Source organism: Mesorhizobium sp. P3_A2, assembly GCF_056403115.1.
The window spans coordinates 1-16,545 of record NZ_JBFUGC010000004.1; the positions used below are offsets into that span (position 1 = coordinate 1).

General features: G+C 59.5%; 11 protein-coding genes. 9 read left to right on the plus strand and 2 right to left on the minus strand.

Annotated features, from left to right (window positions below):
• Window positions 1-14: 14 nt before the first annotated feature.
• The gene (glmS, locus tag AC1DXM_RS10385) at window positions 15-1,838 is read right to left on the minus strand and encodes a glutamine--fructose-6-phosphate transaminase (isomerizing) (RefSeq protein WP_477232959.1); all 1,824 of its coding nucleotides are present in this window, start codon (window positions 1,836-1,838) and stop codon (window positions 15-17) included.
• 330 nt (window positions 1,839-2,168) lie between these two features.
• Here glmS and AC1DXM_RS10390 point away from each other — a divergent pair, with 330 nt between their 5' ends.
• Window positions 2,169-2,537 carry a hypothetical protein gene (locus tag AC1DXM_RS10390; RefSeq protein ID WP_477232960.1) on the plus strand — a complete coding sequence of 123 codons (369 nt, stop codon included), beginning with the start codon at window positions 2,169-2,171 and terminating at the stop codon, window positions 2,535-2,537.
• Window positions 2,538-3,637: 1,100 nt separating this feature from the next.
• On the opposite strand, the gene AC1DXM_RS10395 is transcribed toward AC1DXM_RS10390, so the two are convergent.
• The gene (locus tag AC1DXM_RS10395) at window positions 3,638-3,820 is read right to left on the minus strand and encodes a hypothetical protein (protein ID WP_477232961.1); all 183 of its coding nucleotides are present in this window, start codon (window positions 3,818-3,820) and stop codon (window positions 3,638-3,640) included.
• A gap of 1,470 nt (window positions 3,821-5,290) precedes the next feature.
• Here AC1DXM_RS10395 and AC1DXM_RS10400 point away from each other — a divergent pair.
• The 8 genes from AC1DXM_RS10400 (at window position 5,291) to AC1DXM_RS10435 (ending at window position 16,544) form a co-directional block, all read left to right on the plus strand.
• Window positions 5,291-5,668 (plus strand): VanZ family protein, encoded by a 378-nt coding sequence (locus AC1DXM_RS10400; RefSeq protein WP_477232962.1) that lies wholly within the window; start codon window positions 5,291-5,293, stop codon window positions 5,666-5,668.
• 488 nt (window positions 5,669-6,156) lie between these two features.
• Complete coding sequence (locus AC1DXM_RS10405) at window positions 6,157-8,895, plus strand: AMP-binding protein (RefSeq protein ID WP_477232963.1); 2,739 nt, start codon at window positions 6,157-6,159, stop codon at window positions 8,893-8,895.
• Window positions 8,892-9,875, plus strand: a complete 984-nt coding sequence (gene nadE, locus AC1DXM_RS10410) for an NAD(+) synthase (protein WP_352586394.1) — start codon at window positions 8,892-8,894, stop codon at window positions 9,873-9,875. Before AC1DXM_RS10405 ends, nadE begins: the two co-directional genes overlap by 4 nt.
• 4 nt (window positions 9,876-9,879) lie before the next feature.
• Window positions 9,880-11,898 carry an asparagine synthase (glutamine-hydrolyzing) gene (asnB, locus tag AC1DXM_RS10415; RefSeq protein ID WP_477232964.1) on the plus strand — a complete coding sequence of 673 codons (2,019 nt, stop codon included), beginning with the start codon at window positions 9,880-9,882 and terminating at the stop codon, window positions 11,896-11,898.
• Window positions 11,895-13,448, plus strand: coding sequence for a class I adenylate-forming enzyme family protein (locus AC1DXM_RS10420; RefSeq protein ID WP_477232965.1), 1,554 nt, complete (start codon window positions 11,895-11,897; stop codon window positions 13,446-13,448). Before asnB ends, AC1DXM_RS10420 begins: the two co-directional genes overlap by 4 nt.
• 58 nt (window positions 13,449-13,506) lie before the next feature.
• On the plus strand, window positions 13,507-13,773 hold the full coding sequence (locus tag AC1DXM_RS10425; RefSeq protein WP_112559405.1) for an acyl carrier protein: 267 nt from the start codon (window positions 13,507-13,509) through the stop codon (window positions 13,771-13,773).
• 46 nt (window positions 13,774-13,819) lie between these two features.
• Window positions 13,820-14,512, plus strand: coding sequence for a N5-glutamine methyltransferase family protein (locus tag AC1DXM_RS10430; RefSeq protein ID WP_477232966.1), 693 nt, complete (start codon window positions 13,820-13,822; stop codon window positions 14,510-14,512).
• Window positions 14,513-14,837: 325 nt separating this feature from the next.
• Window positions 14,838-16,544: a type I secretion system permease/ATPase gene (locus AC1DXM_RS10435; protein ID WP_477233396.1), complete on the plus strand. Its 1,707-nt coding sequence runs from the start codon at window positions 14,838-14,840 to the stop codon at window positions 16,542-16,544.
• Window position 16,545: the final 1 nt, after the last annotated feature.

Here is a 16,545-nt window from a genome sequence, read left to right on the forward strand (position 1 = left end):
CTACTCCACCGTCACTACTCCACCGTCACCGATTTCGCCAGATTGCGCGGCTGGTCGACGTCGGTGCCCATGAAGACGGCTGCGTAATAGGCCAGCATCTGGATCGGCAGCGCGTAGATGATTGGCGAGATGATCTCCGGCACGTCGGGCAGGATGATCGTCTCCATCGTCTTGACGCTGACCTGCGCCGCGCCCTTGGCATCGGTGATCAGGATGATCTTGCCGCCGCGCGCCGCCACTTCCTGCATGTTGGATACGGTCTTCTCGAAGATGCGGTCGTGCGGGGCGATGACGATGACCGGCATGTTCTCGTCGATCAGCGCGATCGGCCCGTGCTTCAGCTCGCCGGCGGCGTAACCTTCGGCATGGATGTAGGAGATTTCCTTGAGCTTCAGCGCGCCTTCCATGGCCAGCGGGAAATTGGTGTCGCGGCCGAGATAGAGCACGTCCTTGTAGCGCGAGATTTCACGTGCAATGCGCTCGATCTGCTCTTCGAGCTTCAGCACCTGGTTGGCGTAGCGCGGCGCTTCCGAAAGCGCGCGCACCAGCGTCTTTTCCTCGTCCTTCGAGATCGTGCCGCGGGCCACGCCGGCGCGCACCGCCAGTGACGCCAGCACCGAAAGCTGGCAGGTGAAAGCCTTGGTCGAGGCAACGCCGATCTCCGGCCCGGCCAATGTCGGCAGCACGACATCGGATTCGCGCGCCATGGTCGATTCGCGCACATTGACGACGGCGCCGATCTTCATACCGGCCTTGCGGCAATAGCGCAGCGAGGCAAGCGTGTCGGCGGTCTCGCCCGATTGCGAGATGAAGAAGGCGGCGTCATCCGCCGACAGCGGCATTTCGCGGTAGCGGAATTCAGAGGCGACATCGATGTCGACCGGCAGCCGCGCATAGCGCTCGAACCAGTATTTTGAGATCAGGCCGGCGAGATAGGCGGTGCCGCAGGCCGAGATCGCCAGCCGGCCGATCTTGGCGAAGTCGAACGGCAGATCCAGCGGCTTCGACACGCCGGAGACGAAATCGACGTAGTGCGCCAGCGTGTGCGAGATCACTTCCGGCTGTTCATGGATTTCCTTCTCCATGAAATGGCGGCGGTTGCCCTTGTCTACCATGAAGCTGGTCGACAGCGATTGCTGGCGCTTGCGATCGACTTTTTTGCCGTCGATATCGAAGATGGTGACGCCGCCGCGGCGCACCACCGCCCAGTCGCCGTCTTCGAGATAGGTGATCGAATTGGTGAACGGCGCGAGCGCAATGGCGTCGGAGCCCAGAAACATCTCGCCGTCGCCATGGCCGACGGCCAGTGGCGGGCCGTTGCGGGCGCCGACGATGAGGTCCTCATCGCCCGTGAACATGATCGCCAGCGCAAAGGCGCCTTCCAGCCGCTTCAGCGCCTGGTGCGCGGCCTCGACCGGCTTCAGCCCTTTGGCCAGTTCCCGCGCCACCAGATGGGCGACCACCTCGGTGTCGGTCTGCGACGAGAAGACGTAGCCGTTGCGGATCAGCTCGTCGCGCAACTCGGCGAAATTCTCGATGATGCCGTTGTGGACGATGGCGACGCCGTCGGAGAAATGCGGATGCGCATTGGTCTCGTTGGGCACGCCATGGGTGGCCCAGCGCGTGTGGCCGATGCCGATGGTGCCGTCGAGGGGCTCGTCCTTCAGCCGGCGTTCGAGGTTGATCAGCTTGCCTTCGGCGCGGCGGCGCCCGAGCGCGCCTTTCTCGACGGTGGCGACGCCAGCCGAGTCATAACCGCGATACTCCAGCCGTTTCAAAGCGTCGACAATGAGCGGCGCGACCTGGTGCTGGCCGACAATCCCAACGATGCCGCACATGCGCCTGCTCCTATTGTCAGCGAACCCTGGCCGAGTTGCTGCAACAGATACATTACCTCTGCTTGATCACGAGCTGATCGTTCAATCGAAGGAGCAGATTAAGGTTAATCTGACGCCGAACAACGGCGCACCTGTGAAGGGAATAGTGATCTGCTACGGCTATCGGATCAGAATGTGGCGTATGATCACCCTTGGGTGGCGACCGCGAGCCTCTTGGCCCTATGGTGCGGAAAAGGGACCGAGCATCTCTTCAGAGGCTGCGTTGCCTGGTTGAGAGAAGGGCCTATGTGATTTAAGGGGCACAGTCGTGGTCCGGTGCAAAGGCAGCAGATGACACAAACTCTTACCGGTGACGGTCGCACAGTGGGCGCCGTGATGCTTATTCAAGGATTGCTAGCGCAATTGATCGCACGGCATCCCGAACGCGACCTCATTCTCTCGGAGGTGCAGCACCTCGTGAATGAGATGAGATCGCAGGCATCCGATCCTTTTTCGGAAGGAACGTCTGACCAGTTCGTGTTTCTTACCGAGGTTGCCGAGGGCATGGCAGACACACTGGCAACTATCACCGCAACTGCCCAAGCACTCGTGGTGCCGTCGGCACCTGAAACGGAAGACCAGGCAGACGAACGAAAGCCGCGAAAGAAATCGCCTCCGAAAAGAGACCGCCAGCCGGTGCCAGCTGGCAGCCTTAAATAGCCTGAGAGGGTCCCGCGTTTGACAGGCCATCGATCTGAGGTCGTAGGCCGCTAGCAAGCAGCCCATCCAATCGATGCGCCACCTCCGTGCATCCAATGTTTCTTCTTTCACACGCCAACCGGCTGCCTCTCCCATCGAGAAAAGGCTAACAAGCCCGGCCTGGCCAACCCGAAGACAGAGCGTTCGGCCGACGCAGATCCTCTCGGGTTTTGGCCTGAACGATCCTTCGTTTAAATGCTTCGCTGAAATCAGGAGCAGCGCAAACATCTTGGTCAGCCGGGGTGCTTGCTGCCCTCCGGTGAGGCCCGGTGCGCTTACTGTCTCCCCCGACATGAGAGCGCCGGGCCGCTGCAGATCACCGCTGCCTGTCAAAGATCGGGCATGTTCTGGTTGTACCTGGCCGAGAAATTCCAGTGCGCCACGCACTTCGCTGCTTGGTCTAGTCCAGGCGATAGCGATGATTTGGACACGCCAGCTTCGAACCAGCTGTCGACCGATGCGCAGCTTCCGAACCGAAAATCGCAGCTTAGGTCAAGCCCAGTCGATGCCAGCCTTCCAATAAAAAGGAAGGAGTACTCACGAACTGGCTTGCCTGCGCCCTTCCTTTGCTGCCCTGTACTCGCCTTCCCAAGGTAAGCTTTCAAAGTCCGGCCTATACCCACGTTCGCGATAGTGAGCCGCGTCGACGTAGCTGGCTTTCTTGTCTTCCATCACACATGCGCATGGAGGATTTCCCGGACACCTGTAAAGGCCTGTCGCTGTCATGGATGTTGCTTCCTTGTCCAGATAGAGCAGTGTTTGTGCCCGGCTACCACTAATGCGCTGACAGCAACCCAACGCTAGAGACCGAGAATTTGGAACTCCCGCCTGAACTATCGACATTCCGGTGAGCCATTTCATCGTTCGAAGACATGAAGAAGCAAAGCGCCGTGCGGAGCGACAATTGACAGGGACGGTCCGGCGGACCGCCTGATAGCCTGGTTTTGTATTGGCGGCCTGATCGCCCAGTCTTGCCGGGCCGCGCATCCGGTTCGTGTTGCACCGGCGTCAGGTCCGACGGATGGCTGGCCGCGGACGCTCTGCCAAGCTTGTCGCCATTCTCAGCCAACTTCCCGGTCGCGACTTTCGAGCGCCTCAAGCATGGTCGTGAACAGGCTACCCACCTCCTCTGAAATCTCTTCGGGCGGAATTCCCGCCTCTCTTGCATCTGTGGTTGCTCGTTCAGCAAGGCCTCGCGCCAAATTTGGATCAGATGACGAATGGTGCGGAAGATTGTCGTCCATCCACCTCTGCAGAAAGTTCAAGCCCCGCACGCTCACTGCGAAACCGTTCTTGGTCCTAGGCTTTGTGGTCTCAATATCGGCAATCGAACCTCCTCAGGTCACTTCAGCTGCGCGTGAGTACTCACACTCACGGCGGACTACCCAGGTTGCATTTGTCGGCAGACACAATCAAGACGGTTAAGTTTTCCACTACTATAATTTGTTTGCCCCAGTTTTGTTCCTACCCAATTTCAACCGCCGCCCCTATGGTCCGCTCATGGAACGACGACACACCATCCGAAGGGGCGCGGACAAATTGTGGGAAGTCTACGACGTAGACGACCAGAACGTTGTCCATGTCGACGGCGTTCCCTTGGCCCATTTGCAAGACGACGAAGCCTTGGATGCCTTGGAGTTGCTGGAAGGCGGGTTCCTAGTTCCCAGTGACTTACCCATGACTGGCTGAAGCCGTTTTCGCCGATCGCTAGCTACCGCCAAACGCAAAAGCTCACCTGCCGTAGCGATTGCCGAAGATAGCGAAGCACCGCTGTCCTGAATTCCGTCGCTCACGTAATTCGTTCGCATGTTTCGCTCGCATTTCGCCCGGATGCATAAATTGGTCAGCCGGCGCCCCAATGCCCGCCGGTTAGGCCCAGCGGCCGGCCGCTGCCCAGTCCCTACGCGAGCCGCTGGGCCATCCCTACAAATGCAGGACAGTCGTGGCTCCCTCGAAGAAGATAGCGCAGGGTACATGTTGGAGTAAGTGAAGCTCTCCACATTGTGATGGTTTCAAGATCACCAGCACTGCGGACTCGGATTAAACAGCGGCGGCATCCGGCACGACCTCAGGTTTTGTTGTAATCAACCAAGACGTCTCTGACACGTTGCGATCTTTAATGCACCAGCACACAGGGACGTACAGGCGGGGAGATCGTGCAATGGTCGGTGTTAGGGATACGCTAAAATCTGAGGCTGAACGGATCTCGATCGACAAGCACACAAGGGCTGACGAACTGCGTCGCGAGCTAACCCTGCATGACGAAGCCAGGGCAAAACTGAGAGCCGATCTCGACAACAACGCCGCTGCAGGTTCGCGCGTATACACCTACAAGGCTATTGTTGAGGGGGTGGCTCAATGTCCGCGCTGTTGGATGCTCCATGGAAGACAAGAGCCCATGTTGGATCAAGGCAGCATCGAGGAAGGCAGTTCGCTCAAGTGCCGAGCGTGTGGGTTGCAGGTGTCCTCGGGATCGTGAAATCTCTGATCGGGGCCGGCAGACAGCAAGGCGGCGCATGGTCATGGTTTGCGAGAAGCGCGCCGGGTGGAATCGAACCTGTTCACCGCTCATTGTGAATTTGACCAACGCAGGGATCGTCATTCATTTGGCCGATGCGTCGGCACGCTGGAGGACGGAAGCTGAAAATTGCTGCCGCCAGTTAACGCTGCGCCATCGATGGTTGCAGCAATCTCGGATCAAGGATTAATGCCGATTGTTGCGCGTAGACTCTTATCCGATCGTGGCAAGGACGGCCTTTCCGTTTACTTTGGTGGGTGTTCTCTTGCTCGCGCTGTTGCCTGAGCGGCTCCTCGAGATTCTCGACATGGCCTTCGCGTCCAATCATGACAAGCTCAACCATGCTGCCGCCTTCGCGGTTTTGGCGGCCCTTGGCAGCCTCGGCTGGCCAGAGCAAAAAACAAAGCTGGTTGTTTTTCTGCTTCTTATAGGTGCCGCGATCGAGATCCTTCAGGGCACGCAATTGATAGCGCGCGACAGGGATGTATTCGACTGGCTTGCCGACGGCGCGGGCATGATCTGCGGCCTGGTCGTCGCGGGCTTGATAACGAGGCTGGCTGGCGCACTGCGATAAGTGTGTGGTGGATGCCGGGTTCGCTCAGGGGTAGCAAAGCGCGGGCCACACGTCGCCAACAATTCTCAAAACTTGGCGTTTGAGACGTGTCCCGAATTGCCCACACGATGGGCGATAGACGGTGTTGCTCGCGCTGGAGCGTTTCACCGTTTCACGGAAACGGCGAACCGCTCTATCTTTTTGTTTTTACGCAATTTCCGGACGGAAAACCGCACACACTTTTCCCGGAATTGCTCTAGCGAAGGCTTGAGGTGTCGGCTGCACTGGCCATCGACCGTGTTGACGACAATCTCGTCTAGCTCGATCGGCTGGTTGGACCGCATCGATTACGCCTGGCGTCTGATTACTAGCCGCAACGGACGGCGCCCGGCCAGCCCAGCGAACACACCCCATTTGCGCCGCGAGTATTTCTCAGCATCATCAGAATGATCGATGAAAAGATTTAGACGGGCGGCGATAAGTGACCTTAATCTCAGCGTGAGCCAGCCATGTCACCAGCCAATTTCGGATCTGAAAGGGTAATTGAGGATCCAGAGTCGGGTTTTCAACCAGCGGCCTCCGATACATGGTCGAACGTGCCAGAATATGCGCTCGATCAGGGCGGTCCCGTTCTGCGTCCTTATCGTCGGATGGGCACGGACTTTGCCGATACTGCCGTCTTCGATCATCTGCGAAGCATCGCCGGGCAGTATCCCGAAAAGCTCGCAGTCAGCGACGGAACCAATCGCTTTACCTACTCGGAACTTCTGTCGGCCGTTGAGGCCCTGTCTAGCCAAATCGCCACCATTGTTCCCGACGGACAGGCAGTCGGGATCCTTCAAGCAAACTCGGCCTTCTACCCGTTGGCAATGCTGGCAAGTATGGCTGCCGGGCGACCTTCGGTGCCACTGAACACCAGGGATCCCGACTCCAGAATCAATGCAATCGTGGCTGCGGCGCGACTGTCGGCTGTAATAGGCGATGGCGACATACGCCCGACGGGTCTGCCGCAAGCTGTCCGTTGGATCGATGTCGTGCCCCGCGCTATGCCGAAAATCGATCGGATACCCCAGTCCTTTTCCGTCTCCGTCGATTCGCCGGCAATCGTGCTCTATACCTCGGGTAGCACCGGGCGCCCCAAAGGCATTGTCAACAGTCAGCGCAGTCTTCTGTGGCGTGTTCAGCAATATGTCGACGCATGCCACATCGACTCAACTGACGTCTTCTTGCCCCTGACGGGGCCAGCCACGATCGCTGGATGCCGGGAGGTGCTCGCTGCGCTTCTCACAGGTGCCACTCTTCATCTTGTCGAGGTCGAAGCGATAGGCTTGCGCGCCCTTCTGGGCCGGATCCAGTCCGAAGGCGTGACGGTCACTTATTTGGTGCCGGCGCTGCTGCGCGCACTCTTGGCAAATAGGTCAGAGGATGCCTTCCGCACACTGAGGGTCGCTCGAATTGGAGGCGAGAAGGTTTCGTGGGCTGATATTGCGCTGCTGCGCCAAGCGGTCTCGAGCGACTGCCTCGTCCAGATCGGTTACTCATCAACCGAGACCACTGGCTCACAATGGTTTTTGCCGAACGACTGGCCAGAGCAAGGCGCGTCGGTGCCGGTGGGCTGGCTCCTTCCAGGAATTACATTTGCGATTGTCGATGACGAGGGACGGCGCGTCCCGCCGGGCACGACCGGAGAGCTCGTGATAAGAAGCCCATATGTGTTGCTTGGCCATTGGGAAAACGGCGCAGTCGTGCCTGTGGCTTCGGATCCAAACAATCCCACCCTCCGCATCTTTGAAACCGGTGACCTCGTCCAGTTGGACAAGCATGGCCTGCTCCAGGTCGTCGGCCGCAAGGGACGCCAGATAAAGATCAATGGCCGACGCGTCGAACCGGCAGAGCTGGAACAGGTATTGCGCAGCGTGCCCTCTGTTCAGGACGCCGTGACTATTGTGACAGCGGCTACCGAACTCGTCGCCTTCGCAGTACCTCGTGGCCCGGCCAGTTCCAACTTTTCCGACGACCTTCGCCAGCTTGTCAGAATGACTCTGCCCCCACCTCTATGTCCCTTGAGGTTGCATGCGCTGACCGAAATTCCACGCATGCCGAACGGAAAGGTCGACATAGCGAGGCTTGCCGCGTTGGACAGTGCAAGCATCAGGACAGACCCCACTCCGCAGGTCTCGAATGCCGGACGCGAGCAGAATGTCCATCAGGTGGTGCAGCGGGCCTGGACCAAAATTCTCAATACCCGCGTCGCCGCCGGGCGTTGGGATGATGCAGGCGGCGATTCGCTGAAGCTGTTGCACTGCGTCATGGAAATCGAGGGTGTCATTGGACAGGAACTCGACCTCGAAGCCTTCACCGTCGGGATGACCTTCGACGAGATGGTAAAGGCGGTTGCTACGGCAAAGGCGGGCAACCAGCAAGCCAATGCGCGCAAGGACCACGTTCCAATTCTTTTTCTGCTCCCTGGGTCGGTCGGCTACGGCCCAAGCCTTGCCGCCTTCGCATCCTCCATGGGCAAGACGGCGCGAGTGGTCCCGGTCCGGTATCCTGCCCTGGCGATGATATTGCAGGGCGAAGACACCGTCGGCGCCATGGCTGACGCCGCACTCGCTCAAATAAACCGCGCCCAGCCTGCGGGTAACGTACGACTCCTCGGCCATTCACTCGGCGGCGTTGTTGCTTTTGAAGTCGCTTCGCGGCTGCTGGCTGTCGGAAGAACCGTGAAATTTCTGGGCATCCTTGACACCAGCCTTCTCGGCGAACGGAGCACCTATCGGGAGACGATTACCCGCACATATCATCGAATCCGAACCAATCGCATCACGGCCTACCGGATGGCTTGCCGTGCTCTTGCAAAAGTCACGGTCAGGATGGGCTACGAGGCGCAAGTCGCTCGCATGCTCGACCGGTATGCACAGGATAAGTTCAACGCGACAAGCTTCAGGGCCAAACTGGAACTTCAGGAAGTTTTGAGAGCCCGAGCCTTCTGGCAGTGGCTGCAGATGCCAAAGCCGACACTGCCGATCACGGGCACCCTATTCCGTTGCGCTCGGCCAGGAATGCCTCGAGCCATTGGCTGGGACAGCGCTTTCGCAGACCTGGATGTGATTCCCATCGTCGGCAGCCATATCGATATGGTCTCAGAACCTCATGTCGCCTCGAACCGTCCCCTCATCGAGGCGGCCGTGGCGCGGACTTATCTGCCAGAAGAGTTTCGCCAGGAGGAGGACAGGTCATCGACGTGATCTCAGGATTCGGCAAGGATACGCTGGTGCTCGATCCTCGTGCGGAGGTCGATCGCATCATTGAAATCTTGCGCCAGCAGGTCTTCGGCACCCTCCGGCGCCGAGGGGTGGTTGTCGGACTCTCCGGCGGGATCGACAGCTCCGTCGTCGCGGCCCTTAGCGTTCGCGCATTCGGGAAAGACAAGGTCCTCGGCATATTCATGCCGGAGCTCCATTCTTCAGGGGACTCGCTAAGGCTTGGCCGCACGGTGGCAGCGCAACTCGGCATAGACTCGATCCTTGAAGACATCACGCCGGCGTTGGAGGGGATCGGCGCCTATTCCCGCCAGGTCGACGCGATCAGGACCGTCGTTCCGGCCTATGGCGACGGCTGGAAATGCAAGCTGGTGATGGCATCCGTCCTTGAGAGCAACGGCCTCAACATAACACGCCTCACGGTCGAAGACCCCGAGGGCAATATCGACACCGTTCGTTTGTCGCCAGCAGCCTATCTGCAGATCGTCGCCGCCACCAACTACAAGCAGCGGGTGCGCAAGATGACGGAGTACTATCACGCGGACCGTCTCAACTTCGCGGTGGCCGGTACGCCAAATCGGCTGGAACATGACCAGGGCTTCTTCGTCAAACAGGGCGACGGCATTGCCGACGTGTTGCCGATCGTTCACCTCTATAAAACGCAAGTCTATCAACTGGCGGAATACCTTGGGATAGACCCCGAAGTTCGCAGCAGACCGCCGACCACGGACACTTTCTCGATGGCACAGAGCCAGGAGGAGTTCTATTTCGCGTTGCCGTACCACCTGACGGACTTGTGCCTCTATGGCGTGAACCACGGCATTTCCGCCGCCGAGGTCGCCACGGTTGCCGGCCTCACCGAAGACCAGGTCCAGAAAGTCTTCAAGGACATCGAAAGCAAGCGGCGCGCAGCGCGTTACCTTCACGCCAGACCTCTGCCGGTCACTGCAATGGACGAGGGCTGACGGGATGTGCGGCATCGCCGGTATCGTGGCGCTAAGCGCTGCTGCGGCATCCCCGTCGCGTGAGGCGCTGCTGCGCATGGCGGGCTCGCTCGCTCACCGCGGCCCGGACGAACGTGGCCTCTACCGCGACAAACGCGCGGGCCTGGCCCATGCCCGCCTGTCGATCGTCGACCTGTCGAGCGGCCAGCAGCCGCTCGCCGACACCAGCGGTACAACGTGGATCGTCTTCAACGGCGAGATTTTCAACTATGTCGAGCTCAGGGAAAAGCTGGTCGCACTCGGCCATCGCTTCCGCACCCGCAGCGATACGGAGGTGGTCATTCACGCCTATCGCGCGTGGGGCGAGGCCGCCTTCGAGCGCATGAATGGGCAATGGGCGGTCGCGATCTGGGATTCGCTAGCCGGTCGTCTGGTTTTGTCGCGTGATCGCTTCGGCATCTGCCCTCTGCATTTTTGCGAGCATGCCGGTCGCCTCTATTTCGCCAGCGAAGTGAAAGCTATTTTTGCGGCTGACGCGGCTGTGCCGAGAGCCGTCGATCCAGCCGGCATCGACCAGACTTTCACGCTCTGGACGGTGGTTCCGCCGCAAGGCGTATTCCAGGGGGTCAGCGAACTCAAGCCAGGGCACGTCCGCATCTACGAGAACGGCACTGTCCGCGAGCGGGCCTTCTGGAAACCCTGCTATCCCGACGCTTCCGGCTCGCATCATGAATTTGCCGGCTCGCTCGATGATGCAGTCGACAAGGTGCGTAGCGCCCTGCAGTCCGCGACGTCACTCAGGATTGAGCAGGCAGATGTGCCGGTCGGCTGTTACTTGTCCGGCGGACTCGACAGCTCTCTTGTCGCCATGCTGGGAAGAGGCATCGCAGGAAACCGCTTCCAGACCTTCTCGCTGCGTTTTGACGACACCGAATATGACGAGACCCGTTACCAGCGGATGGTCGCTGCCGCGACGGGCAGCGAGCACCACGAGGTGGTGGTTTCGCGCAGCGACATTGCCGATATCTTTCCTGAGGTGATCTACCACACCGAGCGTCCAATCCTCAGGACGGCGCCGGCGCCCCTGCTCCTGCTCTCAAGGCTGGTGCGAAAACACGGCATCAAGGTCGTGCTCACGGGCGAAGGGGCCGACGAAATGTTCGCTGGCTACGACCTGTTCCGGGAAGGCAAGGTGCGCCGTTTCTGGGGGCGCCAGCCAGAGTCGACGCGACGCGCGCGACTGCTGGAGCGGCTCTATCCGTATCTCACCCGCTCGCCGGTCCATCAGCAAGCGATGGCGCGGCAGTTTTTCGGGCGCGATATCCAGGCCTATGATGGGCCAGGCTTTGCGCACGACACGCGCTGGCGCACCACCAGCGCCGTCAAGCGATTGTTCTCGACCGATATGCGGGCCGAGACAGAACAGCGCAATACGGTGTCTGAGCTTCTGGCTCGTTTGCCCGCCGAGTTTTCGGGCTGGGCGCCCCTGGCACAAGACCAGTATCTCGAGGTTCAAACGCTGATGTCGGGCTATCTGCTTTCCTCGCAAGGGGACAGGATGCTGATGGCGAACTCCATCGAGGGGCGATTCCCGTTCCTGGACGATGACGTTGTAGAACTCGCGAATTCGCTCCCGGCAGAATACAAGCTGCGCGTCCTGGACGAAAAGCATGTGCTGAAGCGGGTGGCGAAACCCATTCTGCCGCCCGAAGTCGTGGCCCGCAAGAAGCAACCGTACCGGGCACCGAATGCTCTATGCTTCATCGCCGATGATGCCCCGGCCTATGTCCGCGAAGCGCTTTCGGAGACGGCGGTACGCGAGGCAAACGTCTTCGATCCGAAGTCGGTCGCGCGCCTGCTCGGCAAGTGTCAGGCCAGGACGGTCGACGGAGATCTGTCCAACTCCGATAACATGGCGCTGGTAGGCGTGCTGTCGACCCAACTCCTTCACCAGCAGTTTATCGCCAGCCGCCCTGGCACCACGCGAAAGATTGAGCTCAGCGTCGATGTTGACCATGAGCGTCGGGAAGAGGTGTTGGCATGATGCATGGCGCGATACCGCTGTTGCACGACTATCTCAGCCACTCGGCCGCCCGGCTCAGTGAAAAGGTGGCGTTGGTCTGCGGACAGCAACGTCTGACCTATGGCGAGATCGAGGCACGCGCAAACGCTGTCGCACAACATCTGGCAGACGCCGGGGTCATACGCGGCGATCGTGTGATGATCTTTGCCGACAACACAGTCGAGACGGTCGTCAGTTTCTGGGCGGTGCTAAAGGCGAATGCCGTGGTGTGCATCGTCAACCCGCTCACCAAAAGCGACAAGCTTGACTACCTGCTCAACGATTGCCTGCCGACGGCGCTGATAACGGACAAGCACCTGCATTCGGTCTTCAGCGAGCCCGCGCGCAAATGCCCGTCACTACGCCGGGTTATCGTCTCCGGGTCCATCGATGACGCCGAGTTGATACAGTTGCCTAATGCGGTGCGTTGGGACGTTGCCGTCGCCGGCCACGGCGCGGCGCCGGTGCGCCGCTGCATTGACATCGATCTGGCGGCCATCATCTACACATCGGGGTCGACAGGCGAACCCAAGGGCGTGATGTTGACGCACAGGAACATGATGACGGCGTGCACGTCGATCGCCTCATACCTTGAGCTTGGCGAGGACGAAGTGATCCTCAATGTCCTGCCGCTGGCCTTCGATTACGGACTGTACCAGATGCTCATGGCGTTTCGCACCGGCGCCCGGCTGGTGCTTGAGCGCTCATTTGCGTTCCCGGCGCAGATCCTTGGACTGATCAAGCAAGAGCGGGTCACTGGGTTCCCCGGCGTGCCCACTATCTTCGCTGCCCTGTCGGAGCTCAAATCGCTGAAAGATCAAGATTTTTCGAGCATCCGCTATGTTACCAACACGGCGGCGGCTCTCCCGCTCAAGCACATTCTGATGCTTCAGGAGCTGTTTTCGAGCGCGCGCATCTATTCCATGTATGGCCTCACCGAATGCAAGCGCTGCACTTATCTGCCGCCGGAGGATCTCGAGCGAAAGCCGTTGAGTGTCGGGATCGCCATTCCGAACACGGAAATGTGGATCGTCGATGAGGACGATCGACGGGTCGGCCCCGGCGTCGTTGGCCAACTCGTCATCCGCGGCGCGACGGTGATGAAAGGCTATTGGGGCAAGCCGGAGGCGACCGCCAGAAAGCTCAAACCCGGCCCTCTGCCGGGCGAGCAGGTCCTGTACACCGGCGACTACTGCCGGATTGATGCGGAGGGCTACCTCTACTTCGTGAGCCGTGGCGACGAGATCATCAAATCCCGAGGCGAGAAGGTTGCGCCGAAGGAGGTGGAGAACGTGTTGATGGATATTCCGGGGGTCCGGGAAGCCGCAGTCATCGGCGTTCCTGACGACCTTCTCGGGCAGGCGGTGAAGGCGTTTGTCGTCATGGAGCAAGGAAGAACCATCGGCGAAAAACAACTGCAGAAAGAGTGCCAGAAACGACTGGAAAATTTCATGGTCCCGAAGTCGATCGTTGTTGTAGCCAGCTTGCCAATGACGGACACGGGAAAACTGAAGAAAACGGCTCTGTCATGAGCTGATTTGTGTGGGAATTTGACCTGGCTTTATGTTGTAGAACTGGAGGAATAATTCGATGTTGGCTAGCAAGGACAGAATAGAAATCTACAGGGAGCAAATTCGCGGTTTCCTGGCGTCGAATTTCTACGTGGCCGACGCTGAGGCCCTGGAGAGCGAGACGTCTCTGCTCGACCAAGGCATCGTCGACTCGACGGGAGTGCTTGAGGTCATCGGCTTCATCGAGGAAACGTTCGGAATCATCGTCGAGGACAGCGAACTGCTGCCTGAGAACCTCGATTCCATTCAGGGGATTGCACAGTACGTCATCCGAAAAACGAACTGATTATCAAAGTTTCATGCAACGGCAACATCGGGAAGGTGGGTTTGTCGTGAGCCACGAAATCAGTGTCGCGGACGCCTACAGCAAAGGCCGCACCATCTTCATGGGGCTGGAACTGCTCGTCGCACCCGGGGCACTCGTGCCCCGACCGGAGACGGAGTTGCTGGGTACGGCCGCTCTCACTGCCTTGCGTCAGCTGAATATGGCGGCGCCTCGCATTGTCGACATGTGCTGCGGCGCCGGCAACCTGGCGTGTGCCATCGCGCACCATGCTCCCGCTTCTCGCATCTGGGCGAGCGACCTAACTGATGGATGTGTCGAGGCCGCGCGCCGCAACATCACCCATCATGGGCTGACAGACCGCGTGTCTGTGCTTCAGGGCGACTTGTTCGAGGCCTTTTCGGGCCTGGAGCTTGACGGCACGGTCGACATGATCGTCTGCAATCCGCCTTACATTTCGGAAAAGCGGCTCGAGGGCGACCGCGCACACCTGACGGACCTGGAGCCGCGTGAGGCGTTTGCGGCTGGTCCTTATGGCCTGAGCATCCACATGCGGGTGATCAAGGACGCTCCACGTTATCTGCGTCCCGCTGGTATCCTGCTCTTCGAAGTCGGTCTTGGCCAGGACCGACAAGTCATGGGTCTACTCGAACGCTCCAAGGCCTACGAGAAGATTCACGCGGTCGTGAATGAGGCCGGAGAGGGCCGAGTGGTCGTCGGTCATATCAAGAATCAGGCCTGATTTTTCAGCGTCGGATCCACTCACTGTCGCGATCCGACAGACTTTGATGATGTGATAGACGACCTAAGCAGGCATTCGCCCTCCCAGCCCGGTTATCCCCAGCTTGGGAGGCCAATTAGCGATATTACGGCTCAGCGTCACGATTTTGCTGCATTTCTCTCAAATTTGTCGAATGTTAGCTGGGCGTAATGTTTTCGGGAGTGGGCGGGGCAACGAGAGGCAAGAACTTGTCCAACACCTGCGGAAGCTATGACACCATGCGACATGCTGGCGTGCGAGATCGCATGTCGTGAGGGAACAGCGCGCGCAAGATTTACGCTCAGCCATGTTGGGTTGTGGGCCTGGGCTGGTTGGTATTGGCCTCTTTTCGGCAGTGATAAACGTTCTGGCACTGACCGGCTCCGTCTATATGCTGCAGGTCTATGACCGTGTGCTTCCCTCGCAGAGCGTTCCGACACTCATCGGATTCACGATCGGCATGCTGGGCCTTTATGCCATTTACGGGCTGCTCGATTTCGTACGGCTTCGCCTGTTGGTCCGCATAGGCAACCGGCTCTACCGAAATCTGCAGCAAAAGGCATTCACCATTTCGCTGTCACTACCCCTTCTCGCCGGGCAGGACGGCAACCGGGTGCAGCCGCTTCGCGACCTGGACCAACTGCGCGGCTTTCTTTCCGGCTTGGGGCCGACGGTTGTCTTCGATGCCCCATGGCTACCGTTTTATATGGTGGTCATTTATCTGTTGCACCCTTCCCTTGGGCTGCTGGCAACCGCCGGCGCCGCTGCTGTCGTGCTTTTGACGGTGGCGGCGGAAATCATAGGCCGCAGACCCGCCGCTCGTGCATCTGAAACACTTATCGCGCAACGCGTTCTTGCAGATTCCGGCCGCCGCAATGCAGAGGTCGTTCAAGCGATGGGTCTCTCCGCCCGGCTCGGTCGGCGATGGAGTGAGGTCAGCCATGCGTATCTCAAGAACCAGGAACGGCTGTCCGATATTGTGGGCGCAACAGGATCGCTGTCGAAAACACTCAGAATGGCCTTGCAATCAGGTGTACTCGGATTGGGCGCCTACCTGGTGATCGGGGGCGAGGCCTCGCCAGGCGTGATTATCGCGTCTTCCATATTGCTAGGTCGCTCACTGGCGCCGGTCGATGTGGCGATTGCAAACTGGAGAGGGTTTCTGGCTGCCCGCCGAAGCTATAGCGACCTGGCGGCTGCGCTGGATGCTTTCGGCAGCCGAAAGGCCCCTATGGAGCTGCCACGGCCGCAAGCACAGCTCTCCGTTGAGGAATTGACGATAGCGCCACCAAGCGCACAGAAGCCGACCGTTTTCAATGTAAGCTTCCGCTTGTCGAGTGGCGCCGCGATGGCGGTTGTCGGCCCGAGCGGATCCGGGAAGACAACGCTCGTTCGCGGTTTGGTCGGGGCGTGGAAGCCCCTTCGAGGAACGGTGCGACTGGATGGGGCGGCGCTCGATCAGTGGGATTCCGAACTGCTCGGCGCTCATATCGGCTACCTGCCACAGGACGTCGAACTATTTGACGGATCAGTTGCCGACAACATTTCCAGGTTTGGAGGCGGGAGCGACCCTAAAGGTGTCATGGCAGCCGCCCGGGCAGCAGGCGTCGACAAGATGATCATGCGTTTGCCGGAAGGCTTTCAAACACGCATCGGAGAAGGAGGAGCGGCCCTGTCGGCTGGCCAGAGGCAGCTGATCGGGCTCGCCAGGGCATTGTATGGCGATCCGTTTCTTGTCGTTCTCGACGAACCAAATTCCAATCTGGATGTGGACGGCGACGCCGCTTTGGCAGGGGCGATCATGGCGGTACGCCAGCGCGGGGGCATCGTGATCGTCGTTGCGCATCGCCCCTCTGCCCTCGTCAACATCGATCAAGTACTCGTCATGTCCAACGGCATGGTCCACTCCTTTGGTTCGCGTGATGATGTCCTGGCAAATGTGATCCGCCCCTTCCCAAATCCGGAGAGGCCAACAGTCGTTCCGTTGCAGAAAAGTGCAGGCGGTCATGCTTGAG

Excerpts from the sequence above, each read along its gene's own strand:
- glmS (WP_477232959.1), bottom strand. The coding sequence starts at position 1,838 with ATGTGCGGCATCGTTGGGATTGTCGGCCAGCACCAGGTCGCGCCGCTC.
- AC1DXM_RS10390 (WP_477232960.1), top strand. The coding sequence starts at position 2,169 with ATGACACAAACTCTTACCGGTGACGGTCGCACAGTGGGCGCCGTGATG.
- AC1DXM_RS10395 (WP_477232961.1), bottom strand. The coding sequence starts at position 3,820 with ATGGACGACAATCTTCCGCACCATTCGTCATCTGATCCAAATTTGGCG.
- AC1DXM_RS10405 (WP_477232963.1), top strand. The coding sequence starts at position 6,157 with ATGTCACCAGCCAATTTCGGATCTGAAAGGGTAATTGAGGATCCAGAG.
- asnB (WP_477232964.1), top strand. The coding sequence starts at position 9,880 with ATGTGCGGCATCGCCGGTATCGTGGCGCTAAGCGCTGCTGCGGCATCC.
- AC1DXM_RS10420 (WP_477232965.1), top strand. The coding sequence starts at position 11,895 with ATGATGCATGGCGCGATACCGCTGTTGCACGACTATCTCAGCCACTCG.
- AC1DXM_RS10425 (WP_112559405.1), top strand. The coding sequence starts at position 13,507 with ATGTTGGCTAGCAAGGACAGAATAGAAATCTACAGGGAGCAAATTCGC.
- AC1DXM_RS10435 (WP_477233396.1), top strand. The coding sequence starts at position 14,838 with ATGTTGGGTTGTGGGCCTGGGCTGGTTGGTATTGGCCTCTTTTCGGCA.